Annotated in this window: 7 protein-coding genes and 1 pseudogene; 7 read left to right on the top strand and 1 reads right to left on the bottom strand. The window is 72.3% G+C overall.

Annotated elements, in window-relative coordinates; genetic code table 11:
* Positions 1-2 precede the first annotated feature (2 nt).
* From ABT381_RS34670 to ABT381_RS34655, 4 genes are all read left to right on the top strand, one after another.
* Entirely contained in the window at positions 3-776 is a 774-nt protein-coding gene (locus tag ABT381_RS34670; RefSeq protein WP_351601732.1) for a hypothetical protein, read from the top strand.
* Positions 773-1,960 carry a type VII secretion-associated serine protease mycosin gene (gene mycP, locus ABT381_RS34665; protein ID WP_351601729.1) on the top strand — a complete coding sequence of 396 codons (1,188 nt, stop codon included), beginning with the start codon at positions 773-775 and terminating at the stop codon, positions 1,958-1,960. The genes ABT381_RS34670 and mycP overlap by 4 nt, the downstream gene beginning before the upstream one ends.
* A gap of 59 nt (positions 1,961-2,019) precedes the next feature.
* The gene (locus tag ABT381_RS34660; RefSeq protein ID WP_351601726.1) at positions 2,020-2,754 is read left to right on the top strand and encodes an SseB family protein; all 735 of its coding nucleotides are present in this window, start codon (positions 2,020-2,022) and stop codon (positions 2,752-2,754) included.
* A 91-nt stretch (positions 2,755-2,845) separates the two neighbouring features.
* On the top strand, positions 2,846-3,592 hold the full coding sequence (locus ABT381_RS34655; RefSeq protein WP_351601723.1) for an MIP family channel protein: 747 nt from the start codon (positions 2,846-2,848) through the stop codon (positions 3,590-3,592).
* An 88-nt stretch (positions 3,593-3,680) separates the two neighbouring features.
* On the opposite strand, the gene ABT381_RS34650 is transcribed toward ABT381_RS34655, so the two are convergent.
* Positions 3,681-4,070, bottom strand: a complete 390-nt coding sequence (locus tag ABT381_RS34650; RefSeq protein WP_351601721.1) for a DUF1844 domain-containing protein — start codon at positions 4,068-4,070, stop codon at positions 3,681-3,683.
* 411 nt (positions 4,071-4,481) lie between these two features.
* Between ABT381_RS34650 and infC the strand changes: the two are divergent.
* From infC to rplT, 3 genes and pseudogenes are all read left to right on the top strand, one after another.
* A pseudogene (gene infC / locus ABT381_RS34645) lies at positions 4,482-5,134 on the top strand (translation initiation factor IF-3).
* A gap of 124 nt (positions 5,135-5,258) precedes the next feature.
* Positions 5,259-5,453, top strand: coding sequence for a 50S ribosomal protein L35 (rpmI, locus tag ABT381_RS34640; RefSeq protein ID WP_030251934.1), 195 nt, complete (start codon positions 5,259-5,261; stop codon positions 5,451-5,453).
* Positions 5,454-5,554: 101 nt separating this feature from the next.
* Positions 5,555-5,938, top strand: coding sequence for a 50S ribosomal protein L20 (rplT, locus tag ABT381_RS34635; protein WP_351601715.1), 384 nt, complete (start codon positions 5,555-5,557; stop codon positions 5,936-5,938).
* The last annotated feature ends 152 nt before the right edge of the window (positions 5,939-6,090 follow it).

Below are 6,090 nucleotides of genomic sequence, written 5' to 3'. Positions count from 1 at the left end.
CCGTGCTCGCCCCGTCGCGTCGCCTCGCCTGGCGGAAGGCCGCCGCCGCTGCCTGCCTCGTCCTCGGGCTCGGCCTCATCGGCGGGGCCGCGGCCGGCAGCTGGCTCGCCGGGGGACCGAGCGGGGACGAGGCCGCGGCCGCCACCTTCACCGACGCGCGCGACCTGTGGCACAGCGTCCCCGTGCGCACCCTCTTCCCGCACACCCTGCACGGCACGGCCGCCGGCCCCGGGGGCGCCGACCGCACCTGGTACCGGATCGCGGTCGCGCCCGACGGCGGCTGCGCCAAGGCGTTCGACCCGCTGCTGGCCAAGGCGCTGGCCCCGGCAGGCTGCAAGCGCCTGCTGCGCGCGGACTACATGGACGCGACCCACAGCAGCGTGATCACCGTCGGCGTGGTCACCACCAGAACCGACCTCACCGGGATGCGCGCGCTGAACAAGCGGTTCACCACCGAGCGGCTGGCCACCCGCCGCGACCTGATGCCCCGCCCGTACACCGCACCCGGCACCCCCGCCGCGGAGTTCGGGCCCGACCAGCGCGCCGGCTGGAGCGTCCAGGTGCTGCCCGACGCGCCCTTCGTCGTGTACGCGGTCTCCGGCTTCGCCGACGGCCGCGCCGTGCCCGACCCGCGGCCGGCCGACGAGGCCACCCGTACCGGCGCCACCTCCGCGCCCGCCCAGGCGGGGCTCGGCCACGACGCCGCCGGGGTCGCGGACGGCATCGAACGCACCTTCCGCACGCAGCTGGCCAAGGCGACGGAGGCGGCCGAATGACGCCCGGGACCGCCTCCGGCGCTGAGCGGCGCACCCACGCCTCCCGACGCACGCCCCGCGTGCTCGCCGCCGTCCTCGCCGCCACCGCCGTGGCCGCCCTCACGGCCCCGCCCGCCCGGGCCGACGGCATACGCACCCAGGAATGGGCCCTGGACGCCCTGCACGTCCACGACGCCTGGCGGACCACCAAGGGGGACGGCATCACGGTCGCCGTCCTCGACACCGGCGTGGACGCCACCCACCCCGACCTCAAGGGCCAGGTGCTCCCCGGCAAGGACCTGATCGGCTTCGGCGCGGCGCGCGGCGACAAGACCTGGGCGGACCACGGCACGGCGATGTCCGGCATCATCGCCGGGCACGGCCACGGCCACTCCGACGGCGTGCTCGGCATCGCGCCCGAGGCGAAGATCCTCCCTGTCCGGGTGATCCTCGAAGACGCGGACCCGGAGCGGAAGAAGGCCCGCACCGAGCGCGCCAACGCCCTCGCCGACGGCATCCGCTGGGCCGCCGACCACGGCGCCGACGTCATCAATCTCTCCCTCGGCGACGACAGCGACTCCGCTCACCCGGAGCCGCGCGAGGACGCCGCCGTCCAGTACGCGCTGCGCAAGGGCGTCCCGGTCGTCGCCTCCGCGGGCAACGGCGGCCAGCACGGCGACCACGTCTCCTACCCGGCGGCCTACCCCGGCGTGATCGCGGTGACCGCGGTGGACCGCTACGGCACCCGCGCCCGCTTCTCCACCCGCCGCTGGTACGCCACGGTCAGCGCGCCCGGCGTCGACGTCGTCATCGCCAACCCGGACCGCAAGTACTACGAGGGCTGGGGCACGAGCGCCGCCGCCGCGTACGTCTCGGGCGCGGTCGCCCTGGTACGCGCGGCCCACCCCCACCTCCGGCCCGCCGAGATCAAGCAGCTGCTCACCGAAACCGCCCGCGACACCCCCGCCCACGGCCGCAACGACGACCTGGGCGCCGGCCTGGTGGACCCCGCGGCGGCCCTCGCCAAGGGCGCCCCCACAAAGCCCCTGACCAGCAGCCGGGCCACGTACAGCAAGCGGTACTTCGGCGCCGGTCCGGACGCCCGCTCGACGGGCACCGCCGGCTCCTGGCTCCCATGGACGGCCACGGCCGCAGGCGCGGCGCTGGTGGCGGCCGCGGTGGTCCTGTGGCGGCGCCGCGCCTGACCAGCGTGCCGCGCCCGGCCGGTTCCGGCGCCGCATCCGGTCTCGGCTAGCCTCATGACGTGACGCTGAAGAACATCCCGGACCCCGGCTTCTCCGACGACGACGGCACCGCCGCCCCCGAGCTCACGGCCGCCCTGGCGGCCTGGTCGGCGGACCGCACCGCCGAGCCCCGCCTGCTGGCCGCCCTCCGCGACGCCCGGCTGCTCGTCCCGGTGGTGGCCCTGCTGGGAGAGGCCGAGACCGGCCCCGACGGCCTCACCCGTGAGAAGACCAGCGACATGGCCGTGCCGACGCTGCAGGCCCCGGACGGCCGCCGCGCGCTCCCCGCCTTCACGTCCACCGAGACGCTGCACCGCTGGCGCCCGGACGCCCGCCCCGTCGCGGTACCGCTCCAGCAGGCGCTGCTCGCCGCCTCCCACGAGAAGGCCGACACGATCGTCGTGGACGTCGCGGGCCCCGTGACGTACCCGCTGACCGGCGGGGCCCTGCGCGCCCTCGCCGAGGGCCGTACCACCGGCGACCCGCTCGCCGACCCCGCCGTCACCGAGGCGCTGCGCGCGGTGCTCGCGAGCGAGCCGGGGGTGCGGGTAGCCCATCTGGCGCCGTCCGCCGACACCGATGCCACGCTCGCCCTCGGCCTCGCCCCCGACGCCCCGGCCGGCGAGGTCGCGCAGCGCCTGGCAACCGCTCTGGCCTCGGACGACGTGCTGCGCGAGCGCCTTGTGAAGGGCCTCGACCTGGCCCTCCTGGCGCCGGGCGCGACCCCGCGGAGCGAACCGCTCTTCAGCCGCTGACCGGCCGCCACCAGGCGCTACGACAGGCGCGGACCTCGGGACGGACGCACAATCGCAGCAGGTGCAAGATCCCTTCGAGGAAGGCCCCTACATGGACACCCCGGAGACCCGCTCGGTCGTGGCCGAGTTCCTCGGCACGCTGCTCCTGGTGTTCTTCGCGGTCGGCGCTGCCGTGCTGGCCGGGGAGTACATCGGGACCTTCGGCATCGCCCTGTCCTTCGGCTTCACGCTGCTGGCCCTGGCCTACGCGCTCGGCCCCATTTCCGGCTGCCACGTCAATCCCGCGGTGACGCTCGGGATGCTGGTGGCCCACCGCATCACCGTCCGTACGGCCGTCGAGTACTGGATCGCCCAGCTGCTGGGCGGCATCGTCGGCGCCGCACTGCTCTTCCTGGTGGCCAAGCAGGTGCCGGGCCTGAAGACCGACGGAGCCTTCGGCAGCAACGGCTTCGCCGACCGCTCGGCGGTGCACATCAACCTCGGCGGCGCGTTCGTCGCCGAGATCGTGCTCACCTTCCTGCTGGTCTTCGTCGTCCTCGCGGTCACCCACAAGGTGGCCCTGGTCGGCTTCGACGGCCTGGCCATCGGCATCGCGCTGGCCACCATCCACCTCATCGGCATCCCGCTCACCGGCACGTCCGTGAACCCGGCGCGCAGCTTCGGCCCGGCGCTCTTCGCGGGCGGCGGTGCCCTCTCCCAGCTGTGGCTGTTCATCGTCGCGCCGCTGATCGGCGGCGTGCTGGCGGCCCTGGCACACAGGCTCACCCACACCCCGTACAGCCCGCTGCGTCCCCCGGCCGACCGGGAGCCGCCCGCCGACGAACGCTCGGCGGTCTGACCTCCCCGTCCGCCCTCACGACAGTGGCCCCCTGTTCCACGGAATCCGTGGAACAGGGGGCCACTGTCGTGCCGGGGGAGCGGGCCGCTCAGCCGAACACCGGCCCGGTGTACTTCTCGCCCGGACCCTGCCCCGGCTCGTCCGGCACCACCGACGCCTCGCGGAACGCCAGCTGCAGCGACTTCAGCCCGTCCCGCAGCGGCGCGGCGTGGTACGAGCCGATCTCCGTGGCGCTCGCGGTCACCAGCCCGGCCAGCGCGTGGATCAGCTTGCGCGCCTCGTCCAGGTCCTTGTGCTGCTCGCCCTCCTCGGCGAGGCCGAGGTTGACCGCGGCCGAGCTCATCAGGTGCACCGCGACCGTCGTGATCACCTCGACGGCCGGCACGTCCGCGATGTCGCGGGTCATCGCGTCGAAGTCCGCGGGCTGCGCGTCCTGGGCGGCTGCGGGGTCGGAGGAGGGAGGGGTGGCGTCGCTCATGGCTCTCTATCTGTCCGTACGATCGGTGCGCCCGCTCCGTGCGGCCGGTGCGCTGCCCTCAGAGTAGGCCCCGGCGCGCCCGCGCCCACGCGTGGGGCGCCGCCGCGCGTACCCGGCGAGGCCGTGCGCGCCCAGGGCCGGTACAGGCCCCGCCCGGGTCATGTACCATTGACTTCGACCGGCCGGTCACTTATGTGTCCGGCCCACAAGTGGAGGCTCCGATCTCCCACCCGATTCCAGCCCTCAGGGCAGGCGGGTCATCGGTCAGGCTGCGCCCCGCGGTGACATTCGCGACGGTGCTCCCGAGCCAGTTTCCGGAGCCCCGCCTGTGTCCCAGTCCGGGGCGTTTTGCATGTTCCGGCGCGGATGGTCACACCGAACAGACGTTACGCGGCTGTCCGCCAGGCGGTCGTGTGGTGCTAAACCGAGGAGGATCCATCAGCGCCGAGCCCCGCATCAACGACCGGATTCGCGTCCCCGAGGTGCGACTCGTCGGTCCCAGTGGCGAGCAGGTCGGCATTGTGCCGCTTGCCAAGGCCCTGGAGCTTGCGCAGGAGTACGACCTCGACCTGGTCGAGGTGGCGGCGAACGCCCGTCCGCCGGTCTGCAAGCTCATGGACTACGGAAAGTTCAAATACGAGTCGGCCATGAAGGCCCGTGAAGCGCGCAAGAACCAGGCGCACACGGTCATCAAGGAGATGAAGCTCCGGCCGAAGATCGACCCGCACGACTATGACACCAAGAAGGGTCACGTCGTCCGGTTCCTCAAGCAGGGTGACAAGGTCAAGATCACGATCATGTTCCGTGGTCGCGAGCAGTCCCGCCCGGAGCTCGGTTTCCGGCTGCTGCAGCGGCTCGCGGAGGATGTCCAGGACCTCGGGTTCATCGAGTCGAACCCGAAGCAGGACGGCCGGAACATGATCATGGTCCTCGGTCCGCACAAGAAGAAGACCGAGGCGATGGCCGAGGCCCGCGAGGCGCAGGCCGCCCGCAAGGCGGAGCGCCAGGGCGTTGCACCTGCCGAGGAGCAGGAGCAGGCCGCCGAGGAGCCCGCCGAGGCGTGATCCAGGGGTGCGAACCCCGGAGAGCGCCGGGGTCACCGCCCCGGACACCGATCGATACAACTGACGCTCCCGTATGCCGGCCCACCGGCCGGCGGGAGCGCCACTGACGAGGAGAGAACGGCGCATGCCGAAGAACAAGACGCACAGCGGCTCCAGCAAGCGCTTCAAGATCACGGGCTCCGGCAAGGTGCTCCGCGAGCGCGCCGGCAAGCGCCACCTGCTCGAGCACAAGTCGTCCAAGCTGACGCGTCGCCTCACCGGCAACGCCGAGATGGCCCCGGGCGACGCCAAGAAGATCAAGAAGCTTCTCGGCAAGTGAGTCGTCGCGCCCCTGTGAAGGCGGCGCGAGACCAAGACCGGGACCTATTTCGAACCGGGCCGTGTGCCGACCACCACGGCCCCGCTACAAGGAGTTAACAAGTGGCACGCGTCAAGCGGGCAGTCAACGCCCACAAGAAGCGCCGGGCGATCCTCGAGCAGGCCAGCGGCTACCGCGGCCAGCGGTCGCGCCTGTACCGCAAGGCCAAGGAGCAGGTCACCCACTCCTTCGTCTACAACTACAACGACCGCAAGAAGCGCAAGGGCGACTTCCGTCAGCTGTGGATCCAGCGCATCAACGCCGCTGCCCGCGCCAACGGCATGACGTACAACCGCTTCATCCAGGGTCTGAAGGCCGCCAACGTCGAGGTGGACCGCAAGATCCTGGCCGACCTCGCGGTCAACGACCAGAACGCGTTCGCCGCGCTGGTCGAGGTGGCGCAGAAGGCGCTGCCGAGCGACGTGAACGCTCCCAAGGCTGCCTGAACCTCAGCCTGAGGAAGTCGTCGAGCGGACCCGCAGGCCCCGAGCCTGCGGGGGCCCCCCCCCGTTTGACAACCCCCACAACAACAAATCAAGCGGCCATACGCATTACAAAACAAAAAAAAACAAAAAACCCCCAAACAAATTGGTTTTAC

Source organism: Streptomyces sp. NPDC000151 (assembly GCF_040301705.1).
In the GTDB taxonomy this organism is placed as follows: Bacteria; Actinomycetota; Actinomycetes; order Streptomycetales; family Streptomycetaceae; genus Streptomyces.
Note: the sequence above shows the minus strand (reverse complement) of the source record. Positions and strands in the feature narration are given on the sequence as shown.

What these genes read in the sequence shown, in the direction of transcription:
- ABT381_RS34650 (WP_351601721.1), bottom strand. Translation starts at nt 4,070, where the DNA reads ATGAGCGACGCCACCCCTCCCTCCTCCGACCCCGCAGCCGCCCAGGAC.
- ABT381_RS34655 (WP_351601723.1), top strand. Translation starts at nt 2,846, where the DNA reads ATGGACACCCCGGAGACCCGCTCGGTCGTGGCCGAGTTCCTCGGCACG.
- mycP (WP_351601729.1), top strand. Translation starts at nt 773, where the DNA reads ATGACGCCCGGGACCGCCTCCGGCGCTGAGCGGCGCACCCACGCCTCC.
- rpmI (WP_030251934.1), top strand. Translation starts at nt 5,259, where the DNA reads ATGCCGAAGAACAAGACGCACAGCGGCTCCAGCAAGCGCTTCAAGATC.